At 70.2% G+C, this 15,807-nt stretch carries 15 protein-coding genes; 11 read left to right on the top strand and 4 right to left on the bottom strand.

Annotated features, from left to right (window positions below):
* Positions 1-2: 2 nt before the first annotated feature.
* The 3 genes from IEX69_RS06110 to IEX69_RS06100 all read right to left on the bottom strand — a co-directional run bounded on the left by IEX69_RS06110 (position 3) and on the right by IEX69_RS06100 (position 2,221).
* Positions 3-455 (bottom strand): succinate dehydrogenase hydrophobic membrane anchor subunit, encoded by a 453-nt coding sequence (locus tag IEX69_RS06110; protein ID WP_085020183.1) that lies wholly within the window; start codon positions 453-455, stop codon positions 3-5.
* A 1-nt stretch (position 456) separates the two neighbouring features.
* On the bottom strand, positions 457-870 hold the full coding sequence (gene sdhC, locus IEX69_RS06105) for a succinate dehydrogenase, cytochrome b556 subunit (RefSeq protein ID WP_085020182.1): 414 nt from the start codon (positions 868-870) through the stop codon (positions 457-459).
* 196 nt (positions 871-1,066) lie between these two features.
* Positions 1,067-2,221, bottom strand: a complete 1,155-nt coding sequence (locus IEX69_RS06100) for a glycosyltransferase family 4 protein (RefSeq protein WP_085020181.1) — start codon at positions 2,219-2,221, stop codon at positions 1,067-1,069.
* A gap of 101 nt (positions 2,222-2,322) precedes the next feature.
* On the opposite strand from IEX69_RS06100, the gene IEX69_RS06095 reads away from it, so the two are divergent.
* The 9 genes from IEX69_RS06095 (at position 2,323) to IEX69_RS06055 (ending at position 12,817) form a co-directional block, all read left to right on the top strand.
* Positions 2,323-3,444, top strand: coding sequence for a mannose-1-phosphate guanylyltransferase (locus IEX69_RS06095; protein WP_085020180.1), 1,122 nt, complete (start codon positions 2,323-2,325; stop codon positions 3,442-3,444).
* 81 nt (positions 3,445-3,525) lie between these two features.
* Entirely contained in the window at positions 3,526-4,623 is a 1,098-nt protein-coding gene (locus tag IEX69_RS06090; protein ID WP_085020179.1) for a BMP family lipoprotein, read from the top strand.
* Positions 4,624-4,838: 215 nt separating this feature from the next.
* Positions 4,839-5,927, top strand: coding sequence for a BMP family lipoprotein (locus IEX69_RS06085; RefSeq protein ID WP_085020178.1), 1,089 nt, complete (start codon positions 4,839-4,841; stop codon positions 5,925-5,927).
* Between the two features lie 110 nt (positions 5,928-6,037).
* A complete protein-coding gene (locus IEX69_RS06080) occupies positions 6,038-7,594 on the top strand; it encodes an ABC transporter ATP-binding protein (RefSeq protein ID WP_085020177.1) in 1,557 nt (518 codons plus the stop codon).
* Entirely contained in the window at positions 7,591-8,982 is a 1,392-nt protein-coding gene (locus IEX69_RS06075) for an ABC transporter permease (protein WP_229756247.1), read from the top strand. Before IEX69_RS06080 ends, IEX69_RS06075 begins: the two co-directional genes overlap by 4 nt.
* A gap of 77 nt (positions 8,983-9,059) precedes the next feature.
* Complete coding sequence (locus tag IEX69_RS06070) at positions 9,060-10,310, top strand: ABC transporter permease (protein ID WP_085021513.1); 1,251 nt, start codon at positions 9,060-9,062, stop codon at positions 10,308-10,310.
* Positions 10,311-10,319: 9 nt separating this feature from the next.
* Positions 10,320-10,742 (top strand): cytidine deaminase, encoded by a 423-nt coding sequence (locus IEX69_RS06065; RefSeq protein WP_085020174.1) that lies wholly within the window; start codon positions 10,320-10,322, stop codon positions 10,740-10,742.
* Between the two features lie 108 nt (positions 10,743-10,850).
* A complete protein-coding gene (locus IEX69_RS06060) occupies positions 10,851-12,140 on the top strand; it encodes a thymidine phosphorylase (protein ID WP_085020173.1) in 1,290 nt (429 codons plus the stop codon).
* Between the two features lie 155 nt (positions 12,141-12,295).
* The gene (locus IEX69_RS06055) at positions 12,296-12,817 is read left to right on the top strand and encodes a DinB family protein (RefSeq protein WP_085020172.1); all 522 of its coding nucleotides are present in this window, start codon (positions 12,296-12,298) and stop codon (positions 12,815-12,817) included.
* A 13-nt stretch (positions 12,818-12,830) separates the two neighbouring features.
* Here IEX69_RS06055 and uriH read toward each other — a convergent pair whose 3' ends face one another.
* A complete protein-coding gene (uriH, locus tag IEX69_RS06050) occupies positions 12,831-13,778 on the bottom strand; it encodes a uridine-preferring nucleoside hydrolase UriH (protein ID WP_157127214.1) in 948 nt (315 codons plus the stop codon).
* A 61-nt stretch (positions 13,779-13,839) separates the two neighbouring features.
* Here uriH and IEX69_RS06045 point away from each other — a divergent pair, with 61 nt between their 5' ends.
* The gene (locus tag IEX69_RS06045) at positions 13,840-15,024 is read left to right on the top strand and encodes an adenosylhomocysteinase (protein ID WP_085020171.1); all 1,185 of its coding nucleotides are present in this window, start codon (positions 13,840-13,842) and stop codon (positions 15,022-15,024) included.
* A 12-nt stretch (positions 15,025-15,036) separates the two neighbouring features.
* Positions 15,037-15,768, top strand: a complete 732-nt coding sequence (locus tag IEX69_RS06040) for an IclR family transcriptional regulator (protein ID WP_085020170.1) — start codon at positions 15,037-15,039, stop codon at positions 15,766-15,768.
* Positions 15,769-15,807: the final 39 nt, after the last annotated feature.

Raw genomic sequence — 15,807 nt, 5'->3', positions numbered from 1 at the left:
GGCTAGAGCGTCGAGCAGAAGTCGGGGAGCTCGCTCGGCAGTCCGTTGGCGGGGCAGGGGTCGAAGGTGAAGACGACGAGCGTCCCGAGCACGATGAGGACGACGACCGCGACGGCGATCGCGCCCTTGAGGATGGTGCGCATCGCCGGGCGCGTGGCGTAGTCGTTGACGATCGTCCGCATGCCGTTGCCGCCGTGGATGAAGGCGAGCCAGAGCATGATGACGTCCCACCACTGCCAGAACGGGTCGCTCCACTTGCCGCCGACGAAGGCGAAGTCGATGGCCTTGATGCCGTCGCCCAGCATCAGGTTGACGAAGAGGTGGCCGAAGATGAGGATCAGCAGCACGACGCCGGAGGCGCGCATGTAGACCCATCCCCACTTCTCCCAGTTGATCCCGCGATGACGGGGAGCGGAGGAGTACGGGGCGCGAGGGGCGTCGATCGTGGTCGCCATGTCAGTGCCCCATCTCGCTGAAGACGTTGATCAGGTGGCGCGGCGCGAAGCCGAGCATCGTCACCGCCCACAGGCCGATCACGATCCAGAACATCAGGCGCTGGTGCTTCGCGCCCTTCGACCAGAGGTCGATCAGGATGATGCGGATGCCGTTGAACGCGTGGAAGACGATCGCGGCGACGAGGGCGGTCTCGCCGAGCCCCATGATCGGGTTCTTGTACGTCGAGATCACCGCGTCGTAGGCGCCCGGCGCGATCCGCACCATCGCGGTGTCGAGCACGTGCACCAACAGGAAGAAGAAGATCGCGACTCCGGTGATGCGGTGAAGCACCCACGACCACATGCCCTCGCGACCCCGATACAGGGTGCCGGCGGGCCGTCTGGGTGTCATCGTTCCTGCCGAGTTCTCAGGCATGAACAACCCTCCTTGGCTTGGGAAGACGCCGTCGTGCCGCCCTCTGGGGGAGCGGAGCCGGATCGGACGATCTCGCTCAGTGTACGCGCCCGTCGCGGGAACCGCTTGTAAGGCGTGCCTTATCTGTATACAGGGGGTCGGATGCGGGCAACCCGCGCGGATGCTGGCCGAGAGGCCCACGAATACGCCAGGGTATTCACGCCTGTGAGCGCGCCGGAGTGCGCTTCCGAGCAGCCGCTCGGCCCGCGACGGCCTCGTAGTGCCCGATCAGCTCGTCGCACACGGAGGCCCAGGAGCGGGCGATCACGGCGCGGCGGCCCGCCTCGCCCATCCTGCTCCTCATCGCCGGATCGTCCACCAGGGCGGCCACGTGCATCCGGAAGTCCGAGGGGCTCCTCGGGTCGAAGAGGTACCCGTTCACCCCGTGCTCGACGAGGTCGAGCGGGCCGCCGCTGGCGGGGGCGACGACGGGCAGGCCGGAGGCGTGGGCCTCCTGGAGCGTCTGACCGAAGGTCTCCTCGGTCCCGGTGTGGGCGAAGACGTCGAAGGCGGCGTAGGCGTCGGCGAGGTCGTCGCCCGACAGCCGGCCGAGGTAGGTGGTGGGCACGCCCTGCAGGGCGCGGCGGACCCTCTCGTCGCTCGGGCCGTCGCCCACGATCGCGACGTGCACCCCCTCCATCCCGCGCAGCGCGGCGAAGCGTTCGACCTGCTTCTCCGGCGCGATCCGGCCGACGTAGCCGACCACGACGTCCTCCTCGGCGCCCGCCAGGAGCGATGAGAGAGCGGACGCGGTCGGTCGCATCCGGTTGTTCGGGTGGTAGCGCACGAGGTCGACCCCGCGACCCCAGAGGGCGATGCGGTGCACGCCCGCCCGCTCGAGGTCGCGGCGCGAGGCCGTCGAGGGGGCGAGCGTGAGGGTCGCGCCGTCGTGGATCCACTTGATGTACCGCCAGGCCACGCGGGAGCCCGAGGCGCCGAGCCCGTTGCGCCGGGCGTAGCCGGCCATGTCCGTCTGGAAGACCGCGATCGACGGCACGCCCAGCCGGTTCGCCGCCGCGATCGCCTGGGGTCCGAGGACGAACGGGGAGGCCGCGTGCAGCACGTCGGGACGGAACCGCTCGATCGCGCGAGCGACCTGCGGGCTCGGGATGCCGACGGGGAACTGGCGGTAGGCCAGGGCCGGCACCTCGTGGACGGGGAAGCCGCGGTAGGAGGCGGGCGCGCCCGCGGCGGGGGCGATGACGATGGCCTCGTGGCCGCGGTCGGCGAGGTGGTCGAGCACCTTGCAGACGCTGTTGGTGACGCCGTTGACGGTGGGGAGGAAGCTCTCGGTCACGATCGCGACTCGCATGTCCCCGACGCTAGGAATCGGAGGTGGCGGACCGGTGGCCGCCCGGTGTCGTGTCGGTGGCCATCCGCGGACGGTCAGGCCCGATCGCTAGGCTCAGCAGCATGACCGACGCAGCAACCGCACTCGATCGCTTCTACAGCGTCATCCCTGCAGGCGGCATCGGCTCGCGCCTCTGGCCGCTCTCCCGGGCGGATGCCCCGAAGTTCCTCCACGACCTCAGCGGCTCCGGGCGGAGCCTGCTCCGCGACACCTGGGAGCGGCTCGCGCCCCTGTCCGGCGAGCAGCGGATCATGGTCGTCACGGGCCGCGCGCACCGCGCCGCCGTGGAGGAGCAGCTGCCCGAACTCACCGACTCGAACATCGTCCTCGAGAGCGATCCGCGCGACTCCACCGCCGCCATCGGCCTCGCCGCGGCGATCCTCGAGCACCGCGAGCCCGGCGTCATCATCGGATCGTTCGCCGCCGACCACGTCATCGCCAACGGACACGCCTTCCGCGAGACGGTGCGCCGAGCCGTGCTGGCGGCCGACGCGGGCTACATCGCCACCATCGGGATCGCGCCCACCGAGCCGGCCGTCGGCTTCGGCTACATCAAGACGGCCGGGACGCTCGACATCCCGGGAGCGCACGGGGCGCGACGGGTGGAGGAGTTCGTCGAGAAGCCCGACCTGGCCACCGCCAAGCGCTACCTGCGGTCGAACAAGCACCTCTGGAACGCCGGGATGTTCATCGCGCGCGCCGACCGCCTGCTCGAGCAGCTCGGGAAGTCGGAGCCGGAGCTTCTCGCCGGGCTCCAGGAGCTGGCCGCGGCGTGGGACACCCCGTCGCGCGGGGTCGTCGTCGACCGTGTCTGGCCTCGCCTGAAGAAGATCGCCATCGACTACTCGGTCGCCGAGCCCGCGGCGAAGGACGGCGCGCTGGCCGTCATCCCCGGGGAGTTCGAGTGGGACGACGTCGGGGACTTCGCGTCCATCGCGAAGCTGCACAGCAGCGGTCGGGGCAGCGAGCTGGCCATCCTGGGCAAGAACGCGCGTGTCCTGGCGGACGCCTCGAGCGGGATCGTCGTGTCGCAGTCCAAGCGGGTGATCTCGCTGATCGGGGTGACCGACATCGTCGTGGTCGACACCCCGGATGCGCTGCTGGTCACCACCAGCGAGAACGCCCAGCGGGTCAAGTCCGTCGTCGACGCGCTCCGCGCAGGCGGCTCCGGCGACGTGCTCTGACCCGTCGCGCGCCGCTCGGGGAGTGCCGCGCGCATCCGATCACGGCAGAATCGACCACAGCATCACGGAGGTAGGAAGACCATGACGTCACGGCAGGGCATCGGCGCCGCAGGGGCACGACGACTGGCCGGAGTGCTCGTCGCGGTGGGGGCGCTCGCCCTCGCGGGCTGCGCACCCGCGCCCACCGCGGAGCAGTCGGCCACGGCCACGCAGGCGGGCGACGACGCGTACTGCGCCCGCATGGTCACCAACTCGGGCGGTCTCGAGGACCGCTCCTTCAACCAGTCGAGCTGGGAGGGCCTGGAGAAGGCGCAGCAGGAGCTCGGCATCGACGCGCAGGTCCTGGTGTCGACCGGCGAGAACGACCTCGCGCCGAACGTCGACCAGGCGGTGCAGAGCGGATGCGGGTTCGTCCTGACCGTCGGCTACGAGCTCGCCCAGGCCACCCTCGACGCGGCGACCGCCTCGCCGGACACCCACTTCGCGATCGTCGATGAGACCGTCGACGCCCCGAACGTGAAGCCCATCGTGTTCGACACCGCCCAGGCCGCCTACCTCGCGGGCTACCTCGCGGCCGGGGTGACGAAGACCGGCAAGGTCGCGACGTTCGGCGGCGGCAACCAGCCCCCGGTCACCCTCTTCATGGACGGGTTCTCGGACGGCGTCGACCGCTACAACGCCGACCACGGCACCTCGGTGCAGCTGCTCGGCTGGAGCAAGGCCGCGCAGGACGGCGTCTTCACCGGCGACTTCGAGGACATCAACAAGGGCAAGACCGTCACGCAGAGCTTCATCGACCAGGGCGCCGACGTCATCCTCCCCGTGGCGGGGCAGGTCGGCGAGGGCGCCGCGTCCGCCGCCCTCGACTCCGGCGACGTGCTCATCGTGTGGGTCGACAACGACGGATACGACACCCTCCCGGCCGAGTACCGCCCGATCATCCTGACCAGCGTCATGAAGAACACCGGTGACGCCGTCGTGTCGATCGTCGGCGACGACGAGGACGGCTCGTTCGACAACACGCCCTACGTCGGGACGCTCGCGAACGGCGGCGTCGGTCTCGCTCCGTACCACTCGCTGGAGCCGGAGGTGAGCGCGGACCTCGACGCCGAGCTCAAGGACCTCGAGAAGCAGATCGTGGCCGGCACGATCGTGGTGCAGTCGCCGAGCACGCCCTGAGCCGGGTTCGTGCGCGGCCTCCCCACTACCAGCAGATCCGGTGCGGATGGCTGCGCTTCGCGCAGACATTTCGCGCAGATTACGTGGTGATCGCAGGTTTGTAACTCTTGCTCCTCGACCTCGTCGGGAGGTCTGACGCGCGGCGTCACATTGGGTAACGTGTACTCCCACACAGCCCCTGCGTGCGCGCAGGGCCTCACTTTGGAGGATTCATCTTGAGCATCACCCTGCGTCGCGCCGGCATCGTCGGCGTCGCCACCTTCGGTGTGGCCGCGCTGCTCGCCGGTTGCGCATCCGCACCGTCCGACAGCTCCTCGACCGGCACCGCGGCCGCCTCGAGCGACTTCCTGCCCTGCATGGTCTCCGACTCGGGCGGCTTCGACGACAAGTCGTTCAACCAGGCCGGCTACGAGGGCATCATCGAGGCCGGTGACGAGCTCGGCGTGAAGCCGATCACGGTCGAGTCGTCCGGCGACACCGACTTCGCTCCCAACATCGACCAGCTGATCTCGCAGAACTGCAACCTGGTGATCTCGGTCGGCTTCCTCCTCGCCGACGCCACCAAGGCCGCCGCCGAGGCCAACCCCGACGTGAACTTCGCGATCATCGACGACGCGTCGATCGACGCCTCCAACGTCAAGCCGATCACGTTCGAGACCTCGCAGGCCGCGTTCCTCGCCGGCTACGCCGCCGCCGCCTACTCGAAGACCGGCACCGTCGGCACCTTCGGCGGCATCCAGATCCCGTCGGTCACCATCTTCATGGACGGCTTCGCCGACGGCGTGAAGTACTACAACGAGCAGAACGGCGCGTCCGTCAAGACGGTCGGCTGGGACGTCGCGTCGCAGACCGGCTCCTTCACCGGTGGCTTCGCCGCCGGCGTCGAGGCCAAGACCGCGGCCCAGGGTCTGATCGACCAGGGCGCCGACGTGATCCTCCCCGTGGGTGGACCGATCTTCCTCTCCGCAGGCGAGGCGATCCGCGACTCCGGCAAGGACATCGCCCTCATCGGCGTCGACTCCGACAACTACGACACCGCTCCCGACCTCAAGGACCTCTTCCTCACCTCGGTGCTCAAGGGCGTCAAGGTCGGCACGGAGGACGTCGTGAAGGCCGCGGCGGAGGGCGACTACTCGGCTGAGCCGTTCGTCGGCACGCTCGAGAACGACGGCGTCGGCATCGCGCCGTTCCACGACTTCGAGTCGAAGGTCCCGTCGGACCTGCAGTCGAAGCTCGACGAGATCAAGAAGGGCATCATCGACGGCTCGATCAAGGTCGAGTCGCCGTCGTCGCTCGTCGGCTGACGATCCGGCGCGTCCAGCGCACACGAGGTCGGGGGAGCCAGCATCGCTGGTTCTCCCGACCTCTTCTTTCCACGACAGACTTCCCACGACCCGATGGATAGGGTGAGGCTATGAAGCTCGAACTACGGGGCATCACGAAGCGTTTCGGTGCCCTGACCGCGAACGACCACATCGATCTGACGGTCGAACCGGGCGAGATCCACTGCCTTCTCGGCGAGAACGGCGCCGGCAAGTCGACGCTCATGAACGTGCTCTACGGCCTCTACCAGGCCGACGAGGGCGAGATCCTGCTGGACGACGTGGTCCAGCAGTTCTCCGGGCCCGGAGACGCCATGAACGCCGGCATCGGCATGGTCCACCAGCACTTCATGCTCATCCCGGTCTTCACCGTGGCCGAGAACGTGATGCTCGGGCACGAGCAGACCGGCTTCGGCGGGCGGCTCGACGTCGGCGCGGCCCGCAAGCGGGTCCGCGAGATCAGCGACCGGTTCGGGTTCGACGTCGATCCCGACGCCCTGGTCGAGGATCTCCCGGTCGGCGTGCAGCAGCGCGTGGAGATCATCAAGGCGCTGTCCCGCGATGCGAAGGTGCTCGTGTTCGACGAGCCCACCGCGGTGCTCACGCCGCAGGAGACCGACGAGCTGATGGAGATCATGCGTCAGCTGAAGGCGTCGGGCACCGCCATCGTCTTCATCACCCACAAGCTCCGCGAGGTCCGCGAGGTCGCCGACCGCATCACCGTGGTGCGCCTGGGCAAGGTGGTCGGCGAGGCCGAGCCCACCGCATCCAACGCCGAGCTGGCCGCCCTCATGGTGGGCCGCTCCGTGGAGCTGACCGTGCAGAAGGAGGCGCCGCGCCTGACCTCCAACGCCCTCGTGGTCGAGAACCTCTCGGTGATCGACCCTCGCGGGCAGATCGTGGTCGACGACGTCTCGTTCGACGTCAAGGGCGGCGAGATCCTCGCCATCGCGGGCGTCCAGGGCAACGGGCAGACCGAGCTCACCGAGGCGCTGCTGGGCCTCCAGGAGCGTGTGACCGGCGAGGTGTCGCTCGACGGGGCGTCGCTGCGCGGCCTCTCTGTGCGTCGCATCCTCGAGGCGGGCGTCGGGTTCGTGCCCGAGGACCGCAAGGAGGACGGCCTCGTCGGCGAGTTCACCATCGCGGAGAACCTCATGCTCGACCGCGCCGAGGGCAAGCCCTTCGTCAAGGCCGGGACCGTGCAGGAGAAGTACCTGCGGGATTTCGCGACCGAGAAGTCGCGTGAGTTCGACGTGCGCTCGCAGGGCATCGACACCCCGGTGGGCCGTCTCTCGGGCGGCAACCAGCAGAAGGTCGTGCTGGCGCGCGAGCTCAGCCGCGAGCTCCGGCTCTTCGTGGCCGCGCAGCCCACGCGAGGCATCGACGTGGGCTCGATCGAGTTCGTGCACAAGCGCATCGTCGCCACGCGCGACGAGGGCATCCCGGTGATCGTGGTCTCCACTGAGCTCGACGAGGTCGTCGCGCTCGCCGACCGCATCGCCGTGATGTACCGAGGCGGCATCGTGGGCATCGTGCCCGGGAACACGCCGCGCGACATCCTCGGCCTCATGATGGCGGGCGAGGCCCCGCCGGCCGACCTCCACCTCTCGGCGGCGACGCCGGCAGACACCGAAGGGATCATCGCGTGAGCGACGGCACCCGCCACGACCTCGGAGGCGCTCAGGAGGAGCCCATCACCCCGGGCTCCGACGACGCCACCTCCACCACGGAGGTCTCCCCCCAGCCCGACACGGCCGCCGCGAGCTCGGCGACCGCACCCGCGACCGGCACCGCCCCGACGTCGTCGACCGAGGCCGTCGAGCCGCCGTCGCGCTGGCGGAGGGCGTTCACCGAGATCGTCGGCGGGTCGGTGATGATCTCGATCCTCGCGGTGGTGCTGGCGATGATCGCCGGCGGCATCCTGATCGCGGTGACCGACGAGAACGTCCAGGCCGCGTCGCAGTACTTCTTCGCGCGCCCGGGCGACACCCTGGCCGCCATCTGGGACTCGGTGTCGGGGGCGTACGTCTCGCTCTTCCAGGGGGCGATCTTCAACCCCAAGCGCGGCGACTTCCTCTCCCAGATCAAGCCGTTCACCGAGACGCTGACGTTCGCGACGCCGCTGATCGCCGCGGGCCTGGGTGTGGGGCTCGCGTTCCGCGTCGGCCTGTTCAACATCGGCGGCCGCGGCCAGATGATCATCGCGGCGGCATGCGCCGGGTGGGTGGGCTTCACGTTCCACCTGCCGTACGGGCTCCACATGGTGCTCGCCGTGCTCGCCGGCCTCATCGGCGGCGGCATCTGGGGCGGCATCGTCGGGCTCCTCAAGGCCCGCACCGGCGCCCACGAGGTGATCGTCACGATCATGCTCAACTACGTCGCGTTCTACCTGGTGTCGTACCTGCTGCGCACTCCGATCCTCCAGGCGCCGGGCTCGAACAACCCCAAGTCGCCGCCGCTGGACGACACCGCGACGTTCTTCCCCATCCTCGGTCCGCAGTTCAACCTCACGTTCGGGTTCGTCCTCGTGATCGCGGCGACGGTCTTCGCGTGGTGGCTGCTCAACAAGTCCGCGCTGGGCTTCCAGTTCAAGGCCGTGGGCATCAACCCGAACGCGGCTCGCGTCGCGGGCATCAACGTCAAGAACATGTACGTGTACGCGATGCTCATCTCCGGCGCGCTGGTCGGCCTGGCCGGCGTCTCCCAGGTGCTCGGCCCGCAGAAGGCCGGGTTCACCTCGGGTGTGGATGCGGGCATCGGCTTCGATGCGATCACCGTCGCCCTGCTGGGCCGGTCGAAGCCGTGGGGCATCTTCGTCGCCGGCATCCTGTTCGGTGCGTTCAAGGCGGGCGGGTTCTCGATGCAGGCCGCGGAGGGCATCCCGATCGACATCGTGCTCGTCGTGCAGTCGCTCATCGTGCTGTTCATCGCGGCGCCGCCGCTGGTGCGGGCCGTGTTCAGGCTGCCCGACCCGTCGGCTCCGACCAGACCCAAGAAGCAGAAGGCGCGCGCGCAGAAGGCGGTGGCGGCACAGTGAGCGAGAACGTCTCGACCCACAACCTGGCATCGGATGCGGGTGTCCCGCCGACCGAGCACAACCACCCCGACGCCCCGATCGATCCGGCGCAGCAGGTCGTGGTGCGCTCCTGGAAGGCGCCCATCGCGTTCGCGATCTTCGCCGTGGCCTCGGTGCTGCTGTTCATCGTCTTCGGGCGCGACGGCGACACGACCTTCCGGCTCTCCACCGACAGCGACGTGATCCAGCTGCCGCAGGCGGTGCTGCCCACGCGCGGGACCGGCATCGTGCTCTCGATCGTGCTCGTCGCGCTCGCGCTGCTGTCGTTCTACCTCGTCGCCTCGGCGCGCAAGGTGCGCCTGTGGTACTCGGCGATCTTCGCCGTGCTGTTCCTCGTCGCCTTCCTCACCTGGGCCGCGGCGGGGCAGACGCTGCCGGTGCCGGGCCTCCTCATCGGCACGGTCGGCCTCTCGGTGCCGCTCGTGTTCGGTGCCCTCGGCGGCGTCATCTCCGAGCGCGTCGGTGTGGTCAACGTCGCGATCGAGGGTCAGCTGCTCGGCGGCGCGTTCGTCTCCGCGGTCATCGCCTCCGTCGTCGGCAACCCCTACGTGGGCCTCATCGGCGCGATCATCGCGGGCATGCTGGTGTCGTTCGTGCTCGCCGCGTTCTCCATCAAGTACTGGGTCGACCAGGTCATCGTCGGGGTCGTGCTCAACGTCCTCGTCACCGGCCTGACCTCGTTCCTGTACTCGACGGTCCTCACCGAGGACGCGCCGCTGCTCAACTCCCCGCCGCGGTTCGACGTGATCGAGATCCCGCTGCTGTCGCAGATCCCCATCATCGGGCCGACGCTCTTCCGGCAGACGATCATCGTCTACCTGGTGTACATCGCCGTCGCCGCGGTCTACATCGGGCTGTTCCACACCAAGTGGGGCCTCCGGCTCCGCGCGGTGGGCGAGCACCCGCAGGCCGCCGACACGGTCGGCATCAAGGTCAACACCACCCGGTTCTGGAACGTCGCGCTCGCCGGTGCGATCGCCGGCCTCGGCGGGGCGTACTTCACCCTCGGATCGGTGGGCTCGTTCCAGAAGGAGATGACCGCGGGCATGGGGTACATCGCCCTCGCCGCCGTGATCTTCGGACGGTGGGACCCCATCCGAGCCACCCTGGCCGCCCTGCTGTTCGGCTTCGCGACGAACCTGCAGTACGTGCTCGGCGTCATCGGCTCGCCGGTCCCGAGCGAGTTCATGCTGATGCTGCCGTACGTGGTCACCATCGTCGCGGTCGCGGGGCTGGTGGGACGCGTCCGCGGGCCGGCCGCATCCGGCATACCGTACGCCAGCAGATAGGAGCACCCCATGGATCGCACGGATGTCGACTGGGACTCGCTGCGCGCCGTCGCCCTCGAGGCGATGGAGAAGGCGTACGTCCCCTACTCGAAGTTCCCCGTCGGGGTCGCCGCGATCGTCGACGACGGCCGCGTCATCTCCGGCTGCAACGTGGAGAACGCCTCCTACGGCCTGACCCTCTGCGCCGAGTGCACCCTGGTCTCGACGCTGCACATGACCGGGGGCGGGAAGCTCGTCGCGTTCACGTGCGTCGACGGGCACGGCGACGCGCTCATGCCCTGCGGCCGCTGCCGCCAGCTGCTCTTCGAGCACTCGGCGGAGGGGATGCTGCTCGAGACGGTCTCGGGGATCAAGACCATCGACGAGGTCATCCCCGATGCGTTCGGCCCCCGCACACTGCAGGAGTACCGGGCGGAGTCGGTCGCCGAGTAGCGCACCGCCCGTCCAGCCCCACGCTGATCCGTCACTTTCGGACAGTGCGCGGGCCCGACACTGGCGGAAAGTGACGGATCACCAGACACGAGAACGAGGGATTGCACCATGACCGAGGCCTTCGACGCCGTCGACCTCATCCGCACGAAGCGCGATCACGGCACGCTGACCACCCCGGAGATCGACTGGCTGGTCGACGCGTACACGCGCGGCTACGTCACCGACGAGCAGATGGCCGCGCTCGCGATGGCGATCCTGCTCAACGGGATGACACGATCCGAGATCCGCGACCTCACCCTGGCGATGATCGCGTCGGGGGAGCGGATGGACTTCTCCACGCTCGGGAAGCCGACGGTCGACAAGCACTCGACCGGGGGAGTGGGCGACAAGATCACCCTGCCGCTGATGCCCCTCGTGGCCTCCTTCGGCGTCGCGGTGCCCCAGCTCTCCGGACGCGGCCTCGGTCACACCGGCGGCACGCTCGACAAGCTCGAGTCGATCCCCGGTTGGCGCGCCTCCCTCACCAACGAGGAGATGTTCGCGCAGCTGCGCGACGTGGGCGGCGTCATCTGCGCCGCGGGATCGGGGCTCGCCCCCGCCGACAAGAAGCTCTACGCCCTGCGCGACACGACGGGCACGGTGGAGGCCATCCCGCTGATCGCGTCCTCGATCATGTCGAAGAAGATCGCCGAGGGCACCGGATCCCTGGTCCTCGACGTGAAGTTCGGATCGGGCGCGTTCATGCAGGACTACGACCGCGCGCTCGAGCTCGCCCGCACGATGGTCGACCTCGGCAACGACGCCGGGGTCGCGACCACGGCGCTGCTCACCGACATGAACGTGCCCCTGGGCCTCGCGATCGGCAACGCCAACGAGGTGCGCGAGTCGGTGGAGGTGCTCGCCGGCGGCGGGCCCGCCGACGTCCGGGAGCTCACGCTGGCCCTCGCTCGGGAGATGCTGCGGCTGGCGGGCCAGCCCGATGCCGACGTCGAGGCCGCCCTCGACGACGGTCGGGCGATGGACACCTGGCGCCGCGCCATCGCGGCGCAGGGCGGCGATCCGGATGCTCCGCTGCCGGTCGCGCAGGAGACCCACGTCGTCACCGCCCCGTCCTCCGGCGTGCTGGTGCGTCAGGATGCGCTGCCGTTCGGCATCGCGGCCTGGCGGCTCGGCGCGGGCCGCGCCCGCATGAGCGACCCCGTCGTGCACGCGGCCGGCGTCGACCTGCACGCGAAGCCCGGTGACGAGGTCGTGGCGGGGCAGCCGCTCTTCACCCTGCTCGCCGACGACGCCGCCCGCTTCCCCCGCGCTCTCGAGGCCGTGGAGGGCGCGTGGGAGATCGCCCCCGCCGGCACCGAGATCCCCGCCCGCCCCTTGGTCGCCGCGCGCGTCGACTGACCTGCGCAGCGCGGGGCTCACGCGCCGTCAGGTCCACTGAGCGCTCACTTCAGGGCCCCACCCGTGCCGAGGTGGTGCCGAAAGTGAGCACTGGATCGTGGGTGGGTGGCAGGAAGTCGGTGGAGGGACGACGGGCGCGCGCCTAGCGTGAGAGCATGCCCATCACGCCCGACACGAAGAACTGGACGTGGGTGCTCGAACGCGAGTGCCCCGAGTGCGGGTTCGACGCCTCCGCCGTCGATCTCGTCGAGGTGCCCGCGCTGCTGCGCGAGAACGCGGCGGCGTGGCCGTCCGTCCTCGAGCGAGAGGATGTACGCGAGCGGCCGGACGACGCCACCTGGAGCGACCTCGAGTACGCCGCACACGTGCGCGACGTGTTCCGGGTCTTCCGCGAACGGCTCCGGCTCATGCTCGCGGAGGAGGCACCCCGTTTCGAGAACTGGGACCAGGACGCGACCGCGATCGAGGATCGCTACCGCGAGCAGGATCCGGCGGTCGTCTCGGCCGAGCTGACCGCCGCGGCCGACGAGATGGCCGAGGCGCTCGCCGCCGTCCCCGACGACGCACGGCAGCGGACCGGGCTCCGCAGCGACGGCTCGGCGTTCACCGTCGAGACCCTGGCGCAGTACTTCCTCCACGACCCCGTGCACCACCTGCACGACGTGAGCCGGGGCTGACGGGTTACGGAACCTACCGAACCGGCTCGCCGATGCGCTCGAGGGCGCGCACCACCAGGTCCCAGAACCCGCCGTGGTCCAGGCCCACGGCGGCGGAGGTGGTGCAGCCCTCGGGTGCGGGTCGGCGGAAGTCGGCCACCGTCATGCCGAGCGTGAGCGCCCCGGACAGCTCGACGTCGAGCGGCACCGGCACCGTCCGCACGATGCTCGGGTCGATCACGCGCGCCACCGCGACAGGGTCGTGCACGGGCGGATGCTCGAAGCCCTGCGCCTCGAGGTACGTCGCTCCGAAGAACTCGAGGAGCTCGACGACGAACCGAGCCGGCGAGGTGTCGAGGGCGCGGATGCGCGACACGACGTCCGGGGTCGCCAGCGCCTGGTGGGTGACGTCGAGACCGACCATCGTGACCGGCCAGGCCTCGTTGAAGACGATGTGGGCGGCCTCCGGGTCGATGATGATGTTGAACTCGCTCGTCGCCGACCAGTTGCCGCCGTGGTAGCCGCCGCCCATCAGCACGACCTCGCGGACGCGCGGCACGATCCGCGGCTCCTTGCGCGCGGCGAGCGCGATGTTGGTGAGCCCGCCGGTGGGCACGAGCGTGATCGTGCCCGGCTCGTGCGCGAGCACGGTCTCGATGATGAGGTCGACGGCGTGGCGCCCGTCGACCTCGAAGGCGGGTGCGGGCAGCTCCGGCCCGTCGAGCCCCGAGTCGCCGTGGATGTCGGGCGCGACCTCCACCTCGCGGACCAGCGGCCGCGCGCATCCGGCGGCGAAGGGGACGCCCGTGATGCCGGCGACGGTGGCGACCGAGAGGGCGTTGCGCGTGACCTTCTCGAGCGTCTGGTTGCCGACGACCGTGGTCACGGCGACCAGCTCGATCGAGGGGTCGCCGTGGGCGAGCAGCATCGCGATGGCGTCGTCGTGGCCCGGGTCGCAGTCGAGGATGATCTTCGTCGGCACGACGCCATCCTAGCGTGGATTGCATATATGAAAGCGAGCTTCATATGTGTAGAGTGCGGTCATGACCGATCTCGCTGCCCAGGGCGCCGCACGCGTCGACTGGATCCGCTCCCGCATGGCCCTCCTCGCCGCCGCTCGTGACGAGCTGAGCGTCACCAGGCCGTTCGCGGGCCGTCGCATCGGCATGTCGCTGCACGTCGAGCCGAAGACGGCGGTGCTCGTCGAGACCCTCGCCGCGGGCGGGGCGGAGCTCATCGGCACCGGCAACCACGGTTCGACGCAGGATGACGTGGTCGCCTACCTCAACACCCTCCCGGGCATCGAGATCGTGGGGCGTCGCGACGACGACCTCGACCAGCACCACGCCAACCTCGCCCACGTGCTCGACTCCGGCTTCGACATGGTGCTCGACAACGGCGCCGACCTCGTCGCGGGTCTGGTGGCGCGCGGCACCGCCGCCACCGTGCTCGGCGGCACGGAGGAGACGACGTCCGGCGGCCTCCGCCTCCGCGACGACGGCGAGCTCGCCGGGCGGGTCCCGTTCCCGGTGATCGTGATCAACGACAGCATGCTCAAGGCGATCGGCGAGAACCGGCACGCCGTCGGCCAGTCCGTCGTCGAGAGCCTCATGCGCATCACGAACCTCATGGTGCCCGGCCGTCGCTTCGTGGTCTTCGGCTACGGCTGGTGCGGCCGCGGAGTCGCCCAGTACCTGCGGGCCCTGGGCGGCCGGGTCGCCGTCGTGGAGGTCGACGAGCTCAAGGCCTTCGAGGCCGCGCTCGACGGCTATCGGGTGGGCTCGATCGACGACTTCGCCGAGTGGGGGGACGTGTTCATCACCGCGACCGGCCACCCCGGGGTGCTCCCGGTGGAGCAGATCGAGCGGATGCATGACGGTGCCGTCCTCGCCAACTGCGGTCACTTCCCGTGGGAGATCGACGTGGCCGGCCTCCGAGCCGCGGCGACCGGGTCCCGCGAGATCATCGACTCCGTCGAGCGGATCGACCTCCCCAGCGGCCGCCACGTGGTCCTCATCGCGGACGGCAGGATGTTCAACCTGGCCGGGCGCGAGCCGAAGGGCAACTCGATCGAGTCGATGGATCTCGGCTTCCTCCTGCAGACGCTCTCGCTGGAGCGGGTCGCGACGCGCGCGGCCGAGCTCCCGGCCGGCGCGCAGCCCGTCCCCGACGACATCGAGCGCACCATCGCGAGGCGGTTCGTGGCGGCGCTGTCCTCGGCCGAGTAGGGCGGCGGAACCGTGGCGGAGCCCGCCCAGACCCCGGAGTACGCCGTCCCGGCGCTCGACAAGGCGCTCGACGTCCTCGAGCTGCTCGCCGAGCGCGGGGGCGGCCTCAGCCAGCTCGACATCGCGACGGCCATCGACCGGTCGCCCGGCCAGATCTTCCGCGTGCTCGCCACCCTGGAACGCCGCGGCTACCTCCTGCGCGACCGGAGGAGCGGCCTGTACGAGCTCTCGCTGCGGCTGTTCGACCTGGCCCACCGGCAGGAGCCGCTGCACGCGCTCGAGACGGCCGGGCTGCCCGTGATGCGCGCGCTCACCGAGTCGGTGCGGCAGTCGTGCAACCTCAGCGTGCTCGACGCCGAGAGGGTGCGGGTCGTCGCCCAGGTCGAGAGCCCGGCCGACTTCGGGTTCCGCGTGCGGGTGGGCGCCCTCTTCGAGATCGGGCCCACCGCGACCGGTCTCGTGCTGGCCGCGTTCGATCCCCGGGGGGCCGAGCTCGCCGACCGGCGCGGCGTCGATCCTGCGCTGCTCGAGCGCATCCGCGAGGCCGGGCACCTGGTGAGGGCGGATGCGGTCCAGCCGTCGATCACCGACGTGGTCGTCCCCGTCCTGCGTGGGGACGGGACCGCGCTCGCCGCACTCACGGTGCCCTACGTTGCGACGAGCCTCAGCGCCTCCCTAGCGGACGACGTGCTGGCCGCCGCCCGGGCGGCCGCGAGCGAGATCGCCGCCGACCTCGTGCTCTGACCGCTCCGGCCCTGCGCTCGAACCGAGGCCGGCGCCGCG

It is taken from the genome of Cnuibacter physcomitrellae, assembly GCF_014640535.1.
In the GTDB taxonomy this organism is placed as follows: domain Bacteria; phylum Actinomycetota; class Actinomycetes; order Actinomycetales; family Microbacteriaceae; genus Cnuibacter; species Cnuibacter physcomitrellae.
Note: the sequence above shows the minus strand (reverse complement) of the source record. Positions and strands in the feature narration are given on the sequence as shown.

Excerpts from the sequence above, each read along its gene's own strand:
- IEX69_RS06110 (WP_085020183.1), bottom strand. The coding sequence starts at position 455 with ATGGCGACCACGATCGACGCCCCTCGCGCCCCGTACTCCTCCGCTCCC.
- sdhC (WP_085020182.1), bottom strand. The coding sequence starts at position 870 with ATGCCTGAGAACTCGGCAGGAACGATGACACCCAGACGGCCCGCCGGC.
- IEX69_RS06100 (WP_085020181.1), bottom strand. The coding sequence starts at position 2,221 with ATGCGAGTCGCGATCGTGACCGAGAGCTTCCTCCCCACCGTCAACGGC.
- IEX69_RS06095 (WP_085020180.1), top strand. The coding sequence starts at position 2,323 with ATGACCGACGCAGCAACCGCACTCGATCGCTTCTACAGCGTCATCCCT.
- IEX69_RS06090 (WP_085020179.1), top strand. The coding sequence starts at position 3,526 with ATGACGTCACGGCAGGGCATCGGCGCCGCAGGGGCACGACGACTGGCC.
- IEX69_RS06080 (WP_085020177.1), top strand. The coding sequence starts at position 6,038 with ATGAAGCTCGAACTACGGGGCATCACGAAGCGTTTCGGTGCCCTGACC.
- IEX69_RS06065 (WP_085020174.1), top strand. The coding sequence starts at position 10,320 with ATGGATCGCACGGATGTCGACTGGGACTCGCTGCGCGCCGTCGCCCTC.
- IEX69_RS06060 (WP_085020173.1), top strand. The coding sequence starts at position 10,851 with ATGACCGAGGCCTTCGACGCCGTCGACCTCATCCGCACGAAGCGCGAT.
- IEX69_RS06055 (WP_085020172.1), top strand. The coding sequence starts at position 12,296 with ATGCCCATCACGCCCGACACGAAGAACTGGACGTGGGTGCTCGAACGC.
- IEX69_RS06045 (WP_085020171.1), top strand. The coding sequence starts at position 13,840 with ATGACCGATCTCGCTGCCCAGGGCGCCGCACGCGTCGACTGGATCCGC.